The organism is Alteraurantiacibacter aestuarii, from assembly GCF_009827405.1.
In the GTDB taxonomy this organism is placed as follows: domain Bacteria; phylum Pseudomonadota; class Alphaproteobacteria; order Sphingomonadales; family Sphingomonadaceae; genus Alteraurantiacibacter; species Alteraurantiacibacter aestuarii.
Genome location: NZ_WTYY01000001.1, coordinates 452587 through 469991 on the forward strand (window position 1 = coordinate 452587; position 17405 = coordinate 469991).

The 17405-nt window shown below is 61.7% G+C and carries 18 protein-coding genes; 7 read left to right on the forward strand and 11 right to left on the reverse strand.

From position 1 onward, the window contains the following. The first annotated feature begins 109 nt into the window (after positions 1–109). Entirely contained in the window at positions 110–1375 is a 1266-nt protein-coding gene (locus tag GRI32_RS02230; protein WP_160589476.1) for a gallate dioxygenase, read from the forward strand. Here GRI32_RS02230 and GRI32_RS02235 read toward each other — a convergent pair. Next, positions 1372–3261 (reverse strand): ABC-F family ATP-binding cassette domain-containing protein, encoded by a 1890-nt coding sequence (locus GRI32_RS02235; protein ID WP_160589477.1) that lies wholly within the window; start codon positions 3259–3261, stop codon positions 1372–1374. The two genes, GRI32_RS02230 and GRI32_RS02235, sit on opposite strands and share 4 nt — an antisense overlap. Before the next feature lie 144 nt (positions 3262–3405). On the opposite strand from GRI32_RS02235, the gene GRI32_RS02240 reads away from it, so the two are divergent. Beyond that, positions 3406–3822 carry a hypothetical protein gene (locus GRI32_RS02240; RefSeq protein ID WP_160589478.1) on the forward strand — a complete coding sequence of 139 codons (417 nt, stop codon included), beginning with the start codon at positions 3406–3408 and terminating at the stop codon, positions 3820–3822. A 3-nt stretch (positions 3823–3825) separates the two neighbouring features. After that, positions 3826–4041, forward strand: coding sequence for a helix-turn-helix transcriptional regulator (locus GRI32_RS02245; RefSeq protein WP_160589479.1), 216 nt, complete (start codon positions 3826–3828; stop codon positions 4039–4041). A gap of 34 nt (positions 4042–4075) precedes the next feature. Here the strand turns inward: GRI32_RS02245 and GRI32_RS02250 are convergent, their stop codons facing one another. Genes GRI32_RS02250 through GRI32_RS02270 form a run of 5 tightly spaced genes read right to left on the reverse strand, consistent with a single transcriptional unit; the run spans position 4076 to position 6225 of the window. Continuing rightward, on the reverse strand, positions 4076–4666 hold the full coding sequence (locus GRI32_RS02250; RefSeq protein ID WP_160589480.1) for a hypothetical protein: 591 nt from the start codon (positions 4664–4666) through the stop codon (positions 4076–4078). Positions 4667–4704: 38 nt separating this feature from the next. Next, positions 4705–5097, reverse strand: a complete 393-nt coding sequence (locus GRI32_RS02255) for a DoxX family protein (protein WP_160589481.1) — start codon at positions 5095–5097, stop codon at positions 4705–4707. 16 nt (positions 5098–5113) lie between these two features. Further along, the gene (locus GRI32_RS02260; RefSeq protein ID WP_160589482.1) at positions 5114–5572 is read right to left on the reverse strand and encodes a cupin domain-containing protein; all 459 of its coding nucleotides are present in this window, start codon (positions 5570–5572) and stop codon (positions 5114–5116) included. Further along, the gene (locus GRI32_RS02265; protein ID WP_160589483.1) at positions 5569–5859 is read right to left on the reverse strand and encodes a DUF427 domain-containing protein; all 291 of its coding nucleotides are present in this window, start codon (positions 5857–5859) and stop codon (positions 5569–5571) included. The genes GRI32_RS02260 and GRI32_RS02265 overlap by 4 nt, the downstream gene beginning before the upstream one ends. An 18-nt stretch (positions 5860–5877) precedes the next feature. Continuing rightward, on the reverse strand, positions 5878–6225 hold the full coding sequence (locus GRI32_RS02270; RefSeq protein ID WP_237437319.1) for a hypothetical protein: 348 nt from the start codon (positions 6223–6225) through the stop codon (positions 5878–5880). 423 nt (positions 6226–6648) lie between these two features. Between GRI32_RS02270 and GRI32_RS02275 the strand changes: the two genes are divergently transcribed. Both GRI32_RS02275 and GRI32_RS02280 read left to right on the forward strand, forming a co-directional pair. Beyond that, positions 6649–9960: a beta strand repeat-containing protein gene (locus GRI32_RS02275; RefSeq protein ID WP_160589485.1), complete on the forward strand. Its 3312-nt coding sequence runs from the start codon at positions 6649–6651 to the stop codon at positions 9958–9960. Between the two features lie 145 nt (positions 9961–10105). Continuing rightward, entirely contained in the window at positions 10106–11350 is a 1245-nt protein-coding gene (locus GRI32_RS02280) for a dipeptidase (RefSeq protein ID WP_160589486.1), read from the forward strand. 29 nt (positions 11351–11379) lie between these two features. On the opposite strand, the gene GRI32_RS10660 is transcribed toward GRI32_RS02280, so the two are convergent. Both GRI32_RS10660 and dapD read right to left on the reverse strand, forming a co-directional pair. Then, positions 11380–11529 carry a hypothetical protein gene (locus GRI32_RS10660; protein ID WP_202385896.1) on the reverse strand — a complete coding sequence of 50 codons (150 nt, stop codon included), beginning with the start codon at positions 11527–11529 and terminating at the stop codon, positions 11380–11382. 106 nt (positions 11530–11635) lie between these two features. Continuing rightward, positions 11636–12475, reverse strand: a complete 840-nt coding sequence (dapD, locus tag GRI32_RS02285; protein ID WP_160589487.1) for a 2,3,4,5-tetrahydropyridine-2,6-dicarboxylate N-succinyltransferase — start codon at positions 12473–12475, stop codon at positions 11636–11638. A 162-nt stretch (positions 12476–12637) separates the two neighbouring features. Between dapD and GRI32_RS02290 the strand changes: the two genes are divergently transcribed. Then, on the forward strand, positions 12638–15019 hold the full coding sequence (locus tag GRI32_RS02290; protein WP_237437320.1) for a S8 family peptidase: 2382 nt from the start codon (positions 12638–12640) through the stop codon (positions 15017–15019). A 35-nt stretch (positions 15020–15054) separates the two neighbouring features. On the opposite strand, the gene gmk is transcribed toward GRI32_RS02290, so the two are convergent. Genes gmk through GRI32_RS02305 form a run of 3 tightly spaced genes read right to left on the reverse strand, consistent with a single transcriptional unit; the run spans position 15055 to position 16662 of the window. Beyond that, complete coding sequence (gmk, locus tag GRI32_RS02295; protein ID WP_237437321.1) at positions 15055–15690, reverse strand: guanylate kinase; 636 nt, start codon at positions 15688–15690, stop codon at positions 15055–15057. Between the two features lie 31 nt (positions 15691–15721). Then, on the reverse strand, positions 15722–16144 hold the full coding sequence (locus tag GRI32_RS02300) for a hypothetical protein (RefSeq protein ID WP_160589488.1): 423 nt from the start codon (positions 16142–16144) through the stop codon (positions 15722–15724). A gap of 11 nt (positions 16145–16155) precedes the next feature. Beyond that, positions 16156–16662, reverse strand: a complete 507-nt coding sequence (locus GRI32_RS02305) for an SspB family protein (RefSeq protein WP_160589489.1) — start codon at positions 16660–16662, stop codon at positions 16156–16158. A gap of 106 nt (positions 16663–16768) precedes the next feature. Between GRI32_RS02305 and hisB the strand changes: the two genes are divergently transcribed. Then, positions 16769–17362 carry an imidazoleglycerol-phosphate dehydratase HisB gene (gene hisB / locus GRI32_RS02310; RefSeq protein ID WP_160589490.1) on the forward strand — a complete coding sequence of 198 codons (594 nt, stop codon included), beginning with the start codon at positions 16769–16771 and terminating at the stop codon, positions 17360–17362. The last annotated feature ends 43 nt before the right edge of the window (positions 17363–17405 follow it).

A 17405-nucleotide genomic window follows, 5' to 3' on the forward strand; every position in this document is an offset into this window, starting at 1 on the left:
GCAGTTGCGGGTGATTGACCCGGCGCAAAGACTGCCAGCCCCGCCCGGCATAACCGGGCATGAGCAAGAGTTCCGAGCGCCCCAGGGCGGCTCATCGGGGAGAGAGATCATGGCTGAAATCGTCGGCGGGTTCGCCGTTTCACACACGCCCACCATCGCCTTTGCGCAGGATGCGGGCAAACAGAACGATCCGGTGTGGAAGCCGATTTTCGACGGGTTCGAGCCGGTCAAGCAGTGGCTCGCGGACAAGAAGCCGGACGTGATCGTCTATGTCTACAACGATCACATGACCTCCTTCTGGATGAAGCATTATTCGCATTTCGCCATCGGCATTGGTGAGGAATATGCGGCGGCGGATGAGGGCGGCGGGCCGCGGCATATTCCGCCGATCAAGGGCGATCCCGATTTCGCCCAGCATCTGGCCTTCGGCATGGTGGCCGATGACTTCGACCTGTCCTACTGGCAGGGCATGGGGCTGGACCACGGGGCATTCTCGCCGCTGTCCGTGCTGTTGCCGCATTCGGATGAGGAGGGCTGGCCGTGCAAGATCGTGCCGCTGCAATGCGGTGTGCTGGAACTGCCGATCCCCAAGGCGCGGCGCTTCTGGGACTTTGGCCGCAGTCTGCGCCGGGCGATCCAGAATTATCCCGCCGATATCAAGGTGGCGATTGCCGGCACGGGCGGGCTCAGCCACCAGGTGCACGGTGAGCGCTGCGGCTTCAACAATGTCGAATGGGACCATGAGTTCATGGACCGGCTGGCCAATGATCCCGAAAGCCTGACCCGCATGCCGGTGGGCGAACTGGTCAGGCTGGGCGGCATGGAAGGCGCGGAAATCGTGATGTGGATGCTGATGCGCGGCGCGCTGGCACCCAAGGTGAAGGAACTGCACCGCAGTTTCTTCCTCCCCTCGATGACCTCCATCGCCTCCATGGTGTTCGAGGATGCAGAGCCTGATCCCAGCCCCGAGAGCAAGGAGGAATATGCCAGCCGCATCTACTGGGATGTCGCCCCGGCGCTGGAACTGGAGGGAACCTATCCCTTCACCATCACCCGCAGCGCCAAGGCGTGGCGGATCAACAACTTCCTCCACAGCATTGTGGAGCCCGCCTTCCGGGAGCGCTTCAAGAATGATTTTGAGGCGCTGGCTGCGGAATACGCGCTGACCGAGGAGGAGAAGACGATGATCCGCGACCTCGATTGGATCGGCATGATCCATTACGGCGTGATCTTCTTCAATCTGGAGAAGCTCGCTCCGGTGGTCGGGCTGGGCAATATCGATGTCTATGCGGCGATGAAGGGGATGAGCGTCCCCGACTTCCAGAAGACCCGCAATGCCGCGATCAATTACTCGGTCGAGGCGGAGCCGACCTAGGTCAGCGTTTCCAGCTGCTCGCCCAGTTCCAGCCAGGCGGCTTCGGCAGTTTCCAGCCGGGCGGCCAGCTGGGCGCGCAGCTTCGCCAGCTCTGCGGCTGACTTGCCGCTGAGCCTGCCCGTGGCCGCGGCGGGATCGATCAGCGCGGCATCCAGCGCGGCGCATTCGGCGGTCAGGCGGGCAAGATCCTTCTCGGCAGAGGTGATCTGCGCCTTGACCTGCTTGGCCTGCTCCCACGCCTGTTCCTTTGCCTGCGCGGCGGCCTTGCGTTCCTTCTTGGAAGGCTTGGCCGCGCCGCCCGCTGCGCCGTCGCCCTTGGGCTGGTTCCGGCCGAGCACGAAGTCGATGTAATCCTCCATCGATCCGTCATAATCGCGCGCGGTGCCGTCATCGACCAGCACCAGCCGGTCTGCGGTCAGCTCCACCATATGGCGGTCATGGCTGATCAGGATCACCGCGCCCGAATAGTCGTTGAGCGCCTGCACCAGCGCTTCCCTGGCATCCACATCGAGGTGGTTTGTCGGCTCGTCCAGGATCAGGATATGCGGCGCTTCATAGGTGATCAGCGCCAGCGCCAGCCGCGCCCGCTCGCCGCCTGACAGCTTGCCGACCATCTGCGTGGCGCGGGCGCCGGAAAAGCCGAAGCGGCCCAGTTGCGCGCGCACAGCGCCGGGTGTCTGGCCCTTCATGGTGCGGGTCATATGTTCCAACGGAGTATCGTCGCTGGAAAGCTCCTCCACCTGATACTGCGTGAAATAGCCGACCTTCATCTGGCGCGAGGTGAAGATCTCGCCTTCCATCGGCGGCAGTTGCGCGGCCAGCAGGCGCGCCAGCGTGGTCTTGCCATTGCCGTTGCGGCCCAGCAGCGCGATCCTGTCATCGGGATCGATCCGCAGGTTCAGACGCTGCAGGATCGGCTTGTCCTGCGTGTAGCCCACGGCTGCCAGGTCCAGCGTGATCAATGGCGGCTTGAGTTCGGCGGGATCGGGGAAGCCGAAGCTGAGGCTGGGGTCCTCGATCAGCGCGGTGATCGGCTGCATCTTCTCCAGCATCTTGGCGCGCGACTGGGCCTGCCGCGCGGTTGAGGCGCGAGCGCTGTTGCGCGCCACATAGTCCTGCAGCCGGGCCATCTGCGCATCCTGAGCGGACTTGGCGGCGGCCAGCTGGGTGGCGCGTTCGGCGCGCTGGCGCTCAAAACTGTCATAGGCGCCGGGATACAGCGTCAGCTTGCCGCCCTGCAGGTGCAGGATGTGATCGACCACATTGTTGAGGAGGTCGCGCTCATGGCTGATCACCAGCAGCGTGGCGGGATAGGACTTGAGGAAGTTCTCCAGCCACAGCGTGGCTTCCAGATCGAGGTGGTTGGAAGGCTCATCCAGCAGCAGCACATCGGGCTGGGAGAACAGCAGGCTGCCCAGCGCAACGCGCATCTTCCACCCGCCGGAGAAACTGTCGAGCGGCTGCTCCTGCATTTCCTCGTCAAAACCAAGGCCGATCAGGATGCGCGATGCGCGCGCAGGCGCGGTGTAGGCATCGATCGCGATCAGCCGCTCATACAGGTCGCCCAGAAGCTCAGGATCTTCGCAATTCTCGCTCTTTTCGAGAAGCTCCAGCCGCTCGACATCGGCGGCCAGCACGGTTTCCAGCGGCGTGGCGCTGCCGTTGGGCGCTTCCTGCGCAATATATCCCAGCCGCGTGCGGCGCGGCATCTCAACGGAACCTTCGTCACCCTCGATCTCGCCAATGATGGCTTTCATCAGTGTGGACTTGCCCGCACCATTGCGCCCGATCAGCCCCACGCGCCCGCCGGGCGGCACGGCGGCAGTCGCGCGATCAAGGATGGTACGTCCGCCAAGACGCACAGTGAGGCCGTTGATTGTCAGCATGGCGGCGCCCCTAACAGGGGTGGAGCGAGAATTGTAGCGCAATGTGAAGCATCCCGACTGCAAATCCCCATGTACAAAAAATTTGACAGTCGAATATTTTTGACTATGTTAAAGATATTCGACATTGGAAAGAGGAGTTCGCAAATGTCCTTCAGGGAAAAATCCGCATGGGCGATGGCGCTGATCATGGCTCTCAACGGCCTGCTTTTTCTCGGTCTGGCCCGGTTGATTCCGGCCGATGCGCCGGGGCAGGTGCAGCTGGTGGCTTTCGTACCGTTCGTGGCGGCGGTGATCATCGGCTCAATCGTGGTGCAGGTAGTCCTGGCGATCTATTCGCCGCGCGACGCGCAGCGTCCTGCCGATGAGCGCGAGAGGGCGGCGATTGCGGTTTCGGGCAACTGGTCGGGCATCGTGCTGGGCGTTGGCGTGGTGTGCGGCATCCTCGATTATCTGTGGTGGGGGCAGGGCAACCGCCTGTTCTTCTTCGCCATCGGATCGCTGATCGTGGCGCAGGTGGCGGAATATGTGTTCCAGATCATCCTGTTCCGCCGGGGGGTGTGATCGATGGGCAAGGCTCCCCCCATCACCAACCGCGTGCGGGACCTGCGCGAGGCGCATGGCGGGATGAGCCAGCAGGCGCTGGCCGATGCCATCGGCGTCACCCGCCAGACGGTGATTGCGATAGAGCTGGGCAAATATTCGCCCAGTCTGGAAAGCGCCTTTCGTATCGCCCGCACCTTTGGCGTGGGGGTGGAAGATGTGTTCGGCTGGGAAGGCTAGGCGCGCCCGGGCTCTGGATCAGCCAGCCCTCGGATCATGCGGTCTGGCTGGGTTCTGCTTCGGGATCGATGATCTTGCAGCCATGATCATCGGTCTTGCGAAAGCCCCACAGGGCCATCTGGTAGATCGGCTCCTGCCATTGTTCGAACACCGCGACACCGGGCAGAAGCGTGCACACGCTGGTACGCTCCGGCCCCGCGCCGATGGCGACTTTCAGCGCCGCATAATCCAGCGCTGCGGGATATTTGCTCAGGACGGTGAGCATGATCTGCCCGCGCTCGACTGCGCTCAAGGAAAAGCTGATCTGGTTTTCGGCCAGACTGCCATCGCGTGACGCAGCGCCCGTGCTGATCAGGAACGGGACCAGCAGGCCTTCGACCTCAACAAGTTCTATGGTGATGGCTTCGCCCGGTGTGATCATCACATTGCCCTGCGACAGGAATGGCAGGGTGATGTCGGCATCAACCTCCACAACTTCCCCATCGGGAGTTTCGAAGCTGAATTGCGTGATCGTGCGGCACATGCCCTCGATTTCGCAGGGATCGACCGTTTGAACCGGTTCTCCCCCCTGCGCTGCCTGCGCGGAAGCTGCGGCCAGGAGCATCGGTGCCAGCAGGGTGATCATCGGCAATTCCTTCTCATTCTTCGAACATCAGCGGTGGATCAGCGCCGGAAGGGCCAGTCCACCACCCGGCCAGTCCACAAGGCCAGCCAGATGATCAGCGGCTGCGCGATCATCCGCGGGATATGATAGGCCAGGCCAAAGCCGCCATCGGCAGAAGCCAGGTCCATCATCATGTGATTGATATTGGCCGGCCACACGCACAGCGCATACAGCGCCAGGCCAATCGCTCCTGCCCGCCGCAATGGCGCGGAGATCGGCTGGGCCAGCGCCGCTGCACCCAGCAATTCCGCAATACCGGTCCACAGCACAACTTGCTCGGGCCAGGGTATCATCGGCGGCATGATCTGCAGGAATGGAGCGGGCGTGGCGATGTGGGCATAGCCGGTATAGGCATAGAAGATGGCCAGCAGCCAGCGCAGGGCCGTACGCATCACAAGCTTGTGCGGATCATTGGCCGGGCCGCCAATGGGCATCGGCCAGAGTGAACCCGGCGAAATCGAAGGCCGGGGCGACCACGCAGCTGACCAGCGTATAGCCATGCGGACCATTCACAGGTTCGGCCGCCTGCCATTCATGCGGAGCGATCACATGCTGCGGGCTGTGGCCTGCCAGAATATCTGCGCCAAGAGTGACCTGCTGAACCGGTCCGGCATCGGTTGCCGCCAGCGACAGCAGCAGCGGATCGCCCGCGTGCCACAGCCAGATCTCCGCCGCATCGACCTTGTGCCAATGGCTGCGTTGTCCGGCTTCGAGCAGGAAATGGATCGCCGTCGCCTGCGCCCGCTTTCCCGCCTCTGCATCGGCGCGCCATGTCTCCCGGTACCAGCCGCCTTCGGGATGGGGGGCAAGGTTCAGCGCCTCTATCAGCGCCGGGGCGGCCTGAATCTGATCAGTCTCCTCACTCATGCCTCACGCACTTCCACGCCCTTCCAGAAGGCGATGCGGTCCTTGATCTCGATCGCGGCCTGTCTGGGGTCGGCATAATACCACGCGGCATCGGTGTTGCGCGCGCCGTCGACCACCAGCGAGTAATAGCTGGCATCGCCCTTCCACGGGCAGTGGCTGGTGGTCTGGCTGGGATGGAGCAGCCCGGCATCAACGGCCGCGGGCGGGAAATAGTGATTGCCCTCCACAACCACGGTATCATCGCTGCGGGCGATTACCTTGCCATTCCAGATTGCCTCGATCGCCATCGCTATCCTCCCTTGCGCCTATTGCGGCCCCAGTCCGAATTCCTGCCGTTCGCGGTTGATGTAGGGGCGGCACAGATCCCCGATCTGCAGGATATAGACTGCGACCGGGGAGAAGCGCGCATATTGTTCCTGATCATAGGCTGCGGTGATCTGCGCGGCCAGAACGGCAGCATTCACCCGCTGTTCGATCAGGCAGCGGGTGCGCCCGCGCTTGGCCAGTGCCTCGGTCAGGGAATCGTCGACGAAGAAATAGTTCAGGCTGTCATTGAGGCCCTGCACATACGCCGCCTTCGCTTCGGGTGTCAGCGCCAGCCAGCCGCCGCGTGTGTTCACAAATCCTTCCGCCTGGGCAGGAAATGCAGTCATCAGGCCAAATGCCGCCAGCGCAATTCCAAAGCCACCTATTTTACGCATGTTTACCATTCCCATTTACCCTGAATTCAGGATGACCTCTTCCCAGAGCCAAAGCCTTGGTTAGCACCATCGCAACAAACTGTTTTGATTCAAGACTTCTCTGCCCTCCAACCTTGACTCTCGTACCCGAACGATAAAGTTAGAGGATAACAGCAGGTTCATGATATGATTCGATTTGAACTATGTTGATTTGCCTTATTGAAGCAGGCAACTGGGGAACAGGGGGAGACTAGACCAATCGTTAACTAGCAGCCGGATTGTGGTGACGTGGTGCTTTGGGGCACGCGCTTCCGCATGAGAGCAGTTGAAAAATAAGGTGTGGGATCACGCAATCCAGCCAGCGAGGGTCTGTGTCTTTTTGTATTGGAGATTGAAATGAATAGCGTCAGAAAATCGATACTTTGCGGTACAGCACTGTCCGCAATTGCCTTTGCTGCTCCTGCCCAAGCGCAGATTGTTACGATTGGCGGTCAGACCGTCGAAGTGACCAGCCCGGCTGGCGACAGCCCCAACAACGGCGGCACTCTTGATACCAACGGCGCCAATATCGAAACCGGCAGCGGCAGCATCTTCACCCAAGGTGGTGACGTCAATGCCCTCAACTTGAACGCACAGAACATTGTGTATGCCGCCAATGACGTGAACGCGGGCGACGATGTCAACGCGGTCAACGATGTGAACGCTGGCGTCAATGTTATCGCTGGCAATCTGGTCCAGGGTGCCAATGTTCAGGCCATCGGTACCGTTTCGGGTGCATCGGGCAGCTTTGGCACCGTGAGTGCGACCACTGTCAGTGCAACCGGCGCCGTGAGCGGCAGCTCTGTCACTACGACGGGCAATGTGAGTGCTGGCAACGATCTGTTTGTTGGCAGCAGCGCCTATGTGACCAACAGCGTCCAGGTGGGCCAGAACGTCCTCGTCGATGGTTCGGCCATCGTCCAGAATACGGTCCAGGGCCAGAATGTTGACGCTCTTGTCGATGTGTCCGCAGTGGTGGACGTGAACGCCGGTAACGACGTGAACGCAGGCAATGACGTCAACGCCGATGTCGATGTCAATGCCGGTAACGACGTGAACGCCGACAATGACGTGAACGCTGCCAATGACGTCAACGCCGATGTCGACGTCAATGCCGGCAACGATGTGAACGCCGTGAATGACGTGAATGCAGGCGGAGATGTCAATGCCACCAATCTGGTCGCATCGGGCGACGTGTCTGGCACCAATGGCACTTTCACGACTGATGTGACGGCAGGCAACAATGTCAGTGCAACCAACAATCTGGTCGCCGGCAATGACGCCAACATCACCAACAACGCCAACGTGGGCGGCGATCTGAACGTGACGGGTGCCAGCAACTCCAACGGCATCAACAACACCGGCAATATCGCAACCAACAGCCTGTCGGGCGTGGGTGGCGTGCTGACAATCGACGCCGACAATGCGGCTGGTGGCAGCTATATCGAGGTCACCAATGACGACCTCATCCTGCACGGTGGCACCACCTCAACCAATGTTGTGGTCAACAACGATGGCGTGACTGTCAGCGATTCCGTCAACGGCACCACCTTCACTCTGGATGATGCCGGTAACGGCACCTTCACCGGTGACGTGAATGCGGTCAACGTGGCGGCATCCAACGATCTGTTCGTTGGCACCAGCGCCTATGTCACGGATACCGTGGTGGTCGGCAATAACGTGCTCGTGAATGGCTCGGTCATCTCGCAGGCAACCGTACAGGGCGAAAATGTTGACGCCGTGGTCGATTTGTCTGCGGGCGTGGATGTGAACGCCGGAAATGATGTGAATGCGGGCAATGATCTGAACGCCGTTGTCGACGTGAACGCAGGCAACAATGTCAACGCAGCGGTCAACATGACTGCGGGTAACAACGTTGCCGCCGGCAACAACATTACCGCTGGCAACAATCTGCGCGCACTCAATGACGTGATCGCCGTGAACAACGCCGAAATTGGCGTGGATGTGAACGCCGGTAACGATGTGAATGCTGGCAACGATGTGAACGCGGTTGCCGATGTCACCGCAGGCAACGACCTGAACGCTGGCAATGACGTGAACGCAGTCGTCGATGTGAATGCCGGAAACGACCTGAACGCTGGCAATGACGTGAACGCAGTCGTCGACGTGAACGCCGGTAACGACCTGAACGCTGGCAATGACGTGAATGCCGTTGTCGATGTGAACGCCGGCAACAATGTCAACGCAGTGGTCAACATGACCGCTGGCAACAACATTACCGCTGGCAACAATCTGCGCGCACTCAATGACGTGATCGCCGTGAACAACGCCGAAATTGGCGTGGATGTGAACGCCGGCAATGACGTGAACGCTGGCAACGATGTGAACGCCGATGTCGATGTGAACGCCGGTAACGACGTGAACGCTGCGGTCGACGTGAATGCGGGCAATGACGTGAACGCTGCGGTCGACGTGAACGCAGGCAACAACGTGAACGCTGCGGTGAACATGACCGCTGGCAACAACATCACCGCAGGCAACAACGTGCGGGCGCTCAACAACGTGATCGCCGTCAATGACGTGGATGCTGGTGTCGATGTGAACGCCGGTAACGACGTGAACGCTGGCAATGATGTGAACGCCGATGTCGATGTGAATGCAGGCAATGACGTGAACGCTGCGGTCGACGTGAACGCGGGCAACAACGTGAACGCTGCGGTGAACATGACCGCTGGCAACAACATCACCGCAGGTAACAACGTGCGGGCGCTCAACAACGTGATCGCCGTCAATGACGTGGATGCTGGTGTTGATGTGAACGCCGGTAACGACGTGAACGCTGGCAACGATGTCAACGCTGACGTCGATGTGAATGCCGGCAACAACGTAAACGCAGCAGTGAACGTGACTGCCGGGAACAACGTTACCGCCGGTAACAACCTGCGCGCGCTCAACAATGTGATCGCCGTCAACGATGTGATTGCAGGCGGCGACGTGTTTGCCACCAACGCCACGCTCACGGGCAATGCCACCATCGGCGCTGACCTTGCCGTGGCTGGCAATTCCACCATGGCTGGCACGCTGACCGTCACTGGTCTCACGTCGGCCAATGGCGGCATCGTCACCAATGGCGCTTCGATCAATGCCGGTTCGGGAACGATCTCGACCACCGGTAGTGTCAATGCAGGTACGCTGGCAGTGACCGGCGGCGCCACGATCGGTGCAGACCTTGCGGTAGGCGGCAATATCTCCTCGGATGGTAACATCACCACCACCGATGGCGATATCGTCACCGTCAATGGCAATGTCAGTGCCGGTTCGATCACCCTCAACGGCGCCAATGGCCGTATCACGGGCGTCTCGAACGGTGTGGCTGCCAGCGATGTGGCAACCTTCGGCCAGCTCACCAGCGCGGTGAACACGCTGAATGCCCGCATCGATGTGATCGATAGCCGCATAGGCAATCTGGAATATCGCTCCAAGCAGGCATTCCAGGGTGTGGCCATGGGCTTCGCCATGAATGCCGCTCCGATGAACCTGGAGCCGGGTCAGGGCGGTATCGCCTTTGGTGCCGGTACCTTTGAAGGCGAATATGCCGGCTCTGTCCGCGCTCAGTTCGTCACCGAAGGTGGCTTCGGTCTGGGCGCCAACGTCGGCTTCTCGGAAGATGCCGTCGGCGGCGGTGTTGGAGCCAGCATCGTTTTCTGATTCGCTCCAACGGATAAGTACAAGACACAAGACCGGCGGTCCTTTCCACAGGGCCGCCGGTTTTGTATTGTCTGGCGATGAACACGGATCCTCCTGCCGGCTGCCAGCTGCAATGGGACGATCGGAAACACAGGATAGGCTCCCGATGAAATATGCCCTGCCAGCTCTCGCGGCGCTCTGCCTTTCGTGTTCCGCCAATGCCCGTACCGCAGAAGAAACCGCCGCAGCCGCGCTTGATGCTGCGCCGGTGTGGGATGGCCACAACGATACGCCGGGCCAGTTGCGCTGGCGTTATGGCAATGTGATTGCCGAGTTCGACTTCACCGATACGCGCTCCACCGGGGACGGCGGCGGCAGCATGATGAACACCGACCTGCTGCGCCTTCGGCAAGGTCATGTCGGCGCGCAATTCTGGTCCATCTTCACCTCTGCCTCAACACCGGGACCAGAGGCCGTGCAGGCAGCGATCGAGCAGATTGACGTGACCAAGCGGCTGATCGCCCAAAATGCCGATGCCATGGCGCTGGCGCTGACGGCAGACCAGGTCGAGGCGGCAATGGCCGAGGGGAAGATCGCTTCCCTGCTGGGCGTTGAAGGCGGGCACATGATCAACAACAGCCTGGCCGTGCTGCGCCAGTTCGATGAGCTGGGCGTGCGCTATGTGACGCTGACCCATTCGCGAAACACGCAGTGGGCGGATAGCGCGGATGAAGATCCCGCGCATGACGGGCTGACCGATTTCGGCAGGCAGGTGGTGCGCGAGATGAACAGGCTGGGGATGCTCGTCGATCTTGCCCACGTCAGCGAGGGGACGATGCTGGACGCGCTGGAGGAATCGCGCGCGCCGATCATCTTCAGCCATTCCAATGCCCGCAGCGTGACGCAGGAATCGCGCAATGTGCCTGACAATGTGCTCGATCTGGTGCCCGTTAATGGCGGTATCGTGATGGTCACTTTTGTCGGCGGCTTTGTCAGCACCACGCGCAACATCTGGCTTGCCGATCAGGCGGCCGAAACCGCGCGTCAGCAATGGCTGTGGCAGGGGCAACCGGGCAAGGTTGCGCAGGCGATGGCGGAGTGGTTGCGGGACCATCCCGAACCGGTCGCCTCTGTTGCCGAAGTGGCGGACCACATCGATTACCTGCGCGGCAGGATCGGCATCGATCACATCGGCGTGGGCGGAGATTATGATGGCTGGCCCAGCCTGGTTGCCGGGATGGAGGATGTCTCCGGCTATCCCGCGCTGTTCACCGAACTGGCCCGGCGCGGCTATTCACAAAATGATCTGGAAAAGATCGCCAGCCGCAACATGATGCGGGTGATGCGCGCGGCGGAAGCCTATGCCGCCAGCCAGGCGGGCATGCCGCCTATTGAAACACCGGCGGGATAGGCCAACGACGGCCGCTCCCGACCGGTGCATCAGCTCAGTGCGGGGATGATCCACACGGCGGACAGGCCGATCACCGCCAGCGTCATGCTGGCGGCCAACACCCAGCGCACCACGTGCGGGGTCGAGCCGCCGCGCGCTTCATTGGTCTCGATACGGACTTCGTTTCCCTGGCGTTTCATGGCGTTTTCCCTTTCGTATTTCTGCGATTTGCTTGCAGATTCTACGGTTGGGAAGGCGCGATGTTCCGCTTTGGGGGCATGGACCTTATACGGTATTCGGCCCGTTTCAGTCCCTGAGCAGCTCGTTGATGCCGGTTTTAGACCGGGTCTGCGCATCCACGGTTTTCACGATCACCGCGCAATAGAGCGAGGGACCGGGAGAGCCATCGGGCAGCGGCTTGCCGGGCATCGCGCCGGGCACGACCACTGCATAGGGAGGCACTACGCCGCGGTGCACTTCGCCCGTGGCGCGATCGACGATCTTGGTCGATGCGCCCAGATAGACGCCCATGGACAGCACAGCGCCCTGGCCCACGCGCACGCCTTCGGCCACTTCGCTGCGGGCACCGATGAAGGCACCGTCCTCGATCACCACCGGGCCTGCCTGCAATGGCTCCAGCACGCCGCCAATACCCGCGCCGCCGGAGATATGCACATTCTTGCCGATCTGCGCGCAGGAGCCGACCGTGGCCCACGTATCGATCATCGTTCCTTCATCGACATAGGCGCCGATGTTCACGAAGCTGGGCATCAGCACCACATTCTTGCCGATGAAGCTGCCCTGCCGCGCCACAGCGCCGGGCACCACGCGGAAGCCCGCATCGCGGAAGCGGTTCGCATCCCAGCCGGCAAACTTGCTGGGCACCTTGTCAAAGCCGGGAGCGCCCGCCGCGCCATAGTCCACAACCGTATTGTCATTGAGGCGGAAGGATAGCAGCACGGCCTTCTTCAGCCACTGGTTGACCTGCCAGCCGCCATTGCCATCGGGCTGCGCAACGCGGGCCTGGCCGCTGTCGAGCAGGGCCAGCGCTGCGTTGACATGTTCGCGCACGTCATGGCTGGCGGTGGTGACGGTCTCGCGTGCATTCCACGCCTGTTCGATGGCATTTTCCAGATCGGCGCTCATGGCCATCTCCCCTGCAATAAATCCTGTTCCAGCGCCGCTAGCTTGCATGGACGCGGCGGGCAAGTGTGATGCAGAACGTTGCAATTGAAACTGCGGAGTCGCATGTTCAGCGCGAATTAGGAATGTGTCCGCATAAGTTGTGCGAGCGCAGGAAAGGTCGGCATGAAGCACAAATCGGGATTTGCAGCGACTTTCGGACGCGGTCTGACGATTGCCGGTGTGACCATGCTGGCTGCGTGCGGCGGTGGCAGCGGCACCACCGTGGTCGCACCGCCGGTCGCGCCGACCCCGACCCCGACGCCAACCCCAGCGCCAACGCCAACACCTTCGCCCACGCCCGCCCCATCCGGGTTCAACCAGATCAGCGTGCCGACCTTGTACAACACTGCCGAATTTCGCCGTTCGGACGGGCCGAAGCAACACAATGCCCATGCCGCATGGGACGCCGGAAGCAATGGCGCCGGGGTGACCATTGCCGTGATCGACACCGGCATAGACAGCGACAGCCCCGAATTTGCCGGACGAATCCTGCCGACTTCGAAGGATATGTATGACAGCCGCGATGCGCTGTCCGGTCCTGACGACCACGGCACCAATGTCGCCATGGTCGCCGCCGCCGCGCGCGATAACACCGGCGTGCTGGGCATCGCCTGGGGCGCAAACCTGCTGGCAATCAGGGCCGATGAGCCAGGGACATGCGCAGGCGATAATCCGCAGGACCCGGCCACCACCTGCGGCTTCCTCGATTCCGACATCGCCAGGGCGATCGACTATGCCGTGGCCAATGGCGCCAGCATCATCAACATCTCGCTGGGCGGTGAGGGGGGAGCCAATGCCGCGCTTCAGCAGTCAGTGCGCGATGCAACCAGCGCCGGCGTGCTGGTGGTGATCGCGGCGGGTAATGATGGCTTTGCCCAGCTGGATGATTTCGCCAGGCAGATGATCGGCGCGGGCAATTCCGGCCTGATCGTGGTGGGATCGGTTGATGAAAATTACCAGATGTCGGATTTTTCCAACCTGCCCGGAACCGACACGCAGTTCTACCTCGCCGCCAGGGGGGAGGCCGTTTGCTGCACCTATGACAATGGCACGCTCTATGTTGATAGCGAGGGCTTCGTCTATCTCTACTCCGGCACCAGCTTTGCCTCCCCGCAAGTGGCGGGCGCGGCGGCCCTGCTGGCACAGGCCTTCCCCAATCTGACCGGGCAGCAGATTGCCGAGATTCTCCTGCGCACGGCATTCGATGCCGGGGCAACAGGCGATGATGCCGTTTATGGCCGGGGTATTCTGGATATCAACGCGGCCTTCCAGCCGATCGGCACCACCTCGCTGGCTGGCTCTGTCAGCGCCATTGCGCTGGCGGATGTCAGCGGCACCGCGTCCCCTGCCATGGGCGATGCGCTGAGCGCGGCATCACTGCCCACCGTGATCACTGACGAATATGACCGCGCCTATGCCACCGATCTGGCCGGAACATTGCGCAACGCCGCCCTGCGCAGCCCCTTGCATGATGCGCTGGGCAGCCAGCAGCGCTATTTGTCCGCCGGTAATGAGCGCGGTTCAGTCGCCTTTTCCATCGATGCGCGCGGTAATGGGCCGCTGCGCATGGGCAGGCTGGACCTGTCGCCGCAGGATGAGACGCAGGCGCGCGTGCTGGCCGCAAGGGCGACATTGCAGATTGCCAAGAACACGCAGTTTGGTTTTGCCTATGCACAGGGCGCGGACGGACTGGTCTCCCAGTTGCAGGCCCGCCAGGGACCGGCATTCATGATCGCCGGATCGAGCAATGGCGATGCGGGCATCTCGCGCAGCAGCGATGTCTCCTTCGCGCTTCGGCAGGACCTTGGCGGATGGGGCCTCACGCTCAGCGCCGAGAGCGGCAAGTCCTTTAGCAGCGCGGTGGTGCGCCGCGCGGCACAGATGCGCGGCTACCGGGCCGAGCAGCCGGTGGCGGGGGCAGGCCTGTCGTTCGATCGCCGCTTCGGCAATCTGGAAACCGCGCTCGGCGTGGACTGGATGGGGGAGGAGCGGACCTTCCTTGGCGCTCACCTGCATGAAGGTTTTGCGCTGGCCGGGGCAGACAGCCTGTTCGTGGACTTTTCCGCAGGCTGGCAACTGGCGGACAACTGGCGGCTGGGCGGTCAGATTCGCCAGGGCTGGACGCAGGCTCGCATGGGCGGCAGCATGGGCCCCGGCTCTCAGCTGACCAGCCGCGCCTTTGCGCTGGACCTGTCACGGCGCAATCTGCTGAGCGCAGGAGATACGCTGGCCATCCGCCTGTCGCAGCCGCTGCGGGTGGAACATGGCCAGCTCAACCTCAGCCTGCCGGTCTCCTATGATTATGAGACGCTGACCGCACAATACGGCATCAGGAGCCTGTCGCTGGCCCCCAGCGGACGCGAGCTGGATGCGGAGATTGCGTGGAGCGGGCCGTTGCTGCTGGGCAATGCCACCGCCAGCCTGTTCTATCGCAAGGACCCCGGCCATTTTGCCCGCACGGCTGACGATGGCGGCCTGGCCCTGCGGTGGAGTACCGGATTTTAGCGTCGGATTCTAACGCCGGATTCTAATGCTGGCCTTTAAGCCATCAGCTTGCGGGTAAAATCGACCAGTCCGGTCTGGCGTGCGCGGCGCAGTCGTTCGGCTTCCAATATGTGCAGCACGCTGTCGTAGCAGCTCTCTATGTCGTCATTGATGACCACATAGTCATAGCCGTCCCAATGGCTGATCTCGGCCTTGGCGCGGTCCATCCGGCTGCGGATGACCTCGTCACTGTCGGTCCCGCGAGAGCGCAGGCGATCTTCCAGTTCGGCAATGCTGGGGGGCAGCAGGAATACGCGCACCACATCCACTTCCATCCGCTGGTACAGCTGCTGCGTGCCCTGCCAGTCGATATCGAACAGGTAATCCTGCCCCGCTTTCAGCCCAGCCTTGATCTGCGCCTTGGGCGTGCCGTAGCAATTGCCGAACACCTCCGCCCATTCCAGGAACTCGCCGTTCTCGACCATCTGGCTGAAGGTATCCCGGTCGACAAAGTGGTAGTCCTTGCCCTCGACTTCGCCCGGCCTGATCGGGCGGGTGGTGACAGACACCGACATGCCAAGCCCATCGACTTGCGCCAGCAGCTTCTTTGCAATGGTGGTCTTGCCAGCGCCCGACGGCGAGGAAAGGATGAACATCAGCCCGCGGCGGGCGAGGTTTTTGAAATCGGCCATATGCGCTCTTGCCGCAAGCGGGCCTGTTTGATCAAGTATCGGTGCGATCAAGCAGCTCGTTATTACCCTGCATGCGCGCATCGCGGCGGCGCTTGCCGCGCTCATACAGCGTTTTTGCCAATATGCCGGTGCCCACCAGCGCTGCCCCGGGAACAGAGCGCGTGGCCACCCTGGCGATCACCACCGATGTCAGCGTGCTGGACAGCGATTTGTTGCGGACAATCTGGCGGGCTGCATCGGTGCCATAGCGGCCCTTGAGGAAGCTGCGTTCCACAAACCGGCGCAGGACATAGGAGCCCGCGCGCATCACGATATCGGCCATCAACAGATTGGTGGCCGGATTGGCAGTCAGGCCGGGAACCGTTGCGGCCTGATCCGTCTCATCACGATTGATGGTATCGGTTCTGGCGGCGGCACCGCGCCCTGCTTTTCGCCTTGTGCTGCGCAGGACCATGCCGACCGCGCCTACTTCTTCCGGCCGAAATCGACCGTCACGACGTTGGACCCGTCTTCCGCAGTGGCGCCATCGGGCTTGTCTTCGACGATTTCACCGCCGTCATTTTCAGGCTCGTCATGATCGGTGGGTTCGATATCGCTGGCCGCGGCCTGGAATTGCAGGCCGAAATCGACCGCCGGATCAACAAATGCAGTGATCGCGGCGAAGGGAATCACCAGGTCTGCCGGACGCTGGTTGAAGCTGAGGCCTACGGAAAAGCCGTGATCGGTCACGTTCAGGTCCCAGAACTTGTTCTGCAGGACGATGGTCATCTCATCGGGGAACCGCTCGCGCAGATCCTTGCGGATGGTTACCCCCGGCGCGCCGGTCTTGAAGGTGATGTAGAAATGGTGATCGCCGGGCAGCACGCCGCCCGTACGCTCCACTTCACCCAGCACACGGCCGACTACGGCGCGCAGGGCCTCCTGCACGATCTCGTCATAGGGGATCAGGCTTTCGGGCGTATCGTCGCTCATAACTGCCGCTAGGTGACTATCGAAAGGCGCTTGGTCAAGCCGCAAAGGCAAGTTGATCCACTGCGATTACTTGCGAAAGACGGCCCGCAGCCTATAGGCATTTTGCATGAGAACAGGCCGTATAGAGCGAAAAACAGCCGAAACCGACATTCTCGTCGAGGTGAATCTCGATGGGACGGGGGCGTATGACATATCCACCGGGATCGGGTTTCTCGATCATATGGTGGAGCAGTTTTCGCGCCATTCGCTGATAGATGTCACCCTGAAGGTCAACGGTGACCTGCATGTGGACCAGCATCACACCACCGAAGACAGCGCCATTGCGCTGGGCCAGGCGCTGGCTCAGGCGATGGGCGACAAGGCCGGAATCGGCCGATATGGTGAAGCGCATTCGCCCATGGACGAAACGCTGGCCCGCGTTGTGCTGGATATCTCCGGCCGGCCATTTCTGGTGTGGAAAGCACGTTTCACGCAGGAAAAGCTGGGCGAGCTGGATACCGAACTGATCGACCACTGGTTTCATTCGGTGGCGCAGGCTGCCGGGATCACGCTGCATATCCAGATCCTGTATGGCCAGAACAACCACCACATCTGCGAAGCCATCTTCAAGGGCTTTGCCCGCGCCATGCGTCAGGCAGTGGAGCTTGATGCGCGCAAGGGCGGCGCGGTGCCGAGCACCAAGGGGCAGCTGGGTGGCTAGGTATTACCAACCGGCTGCCCTGCAGTCGCAAGGCCGACCGGCC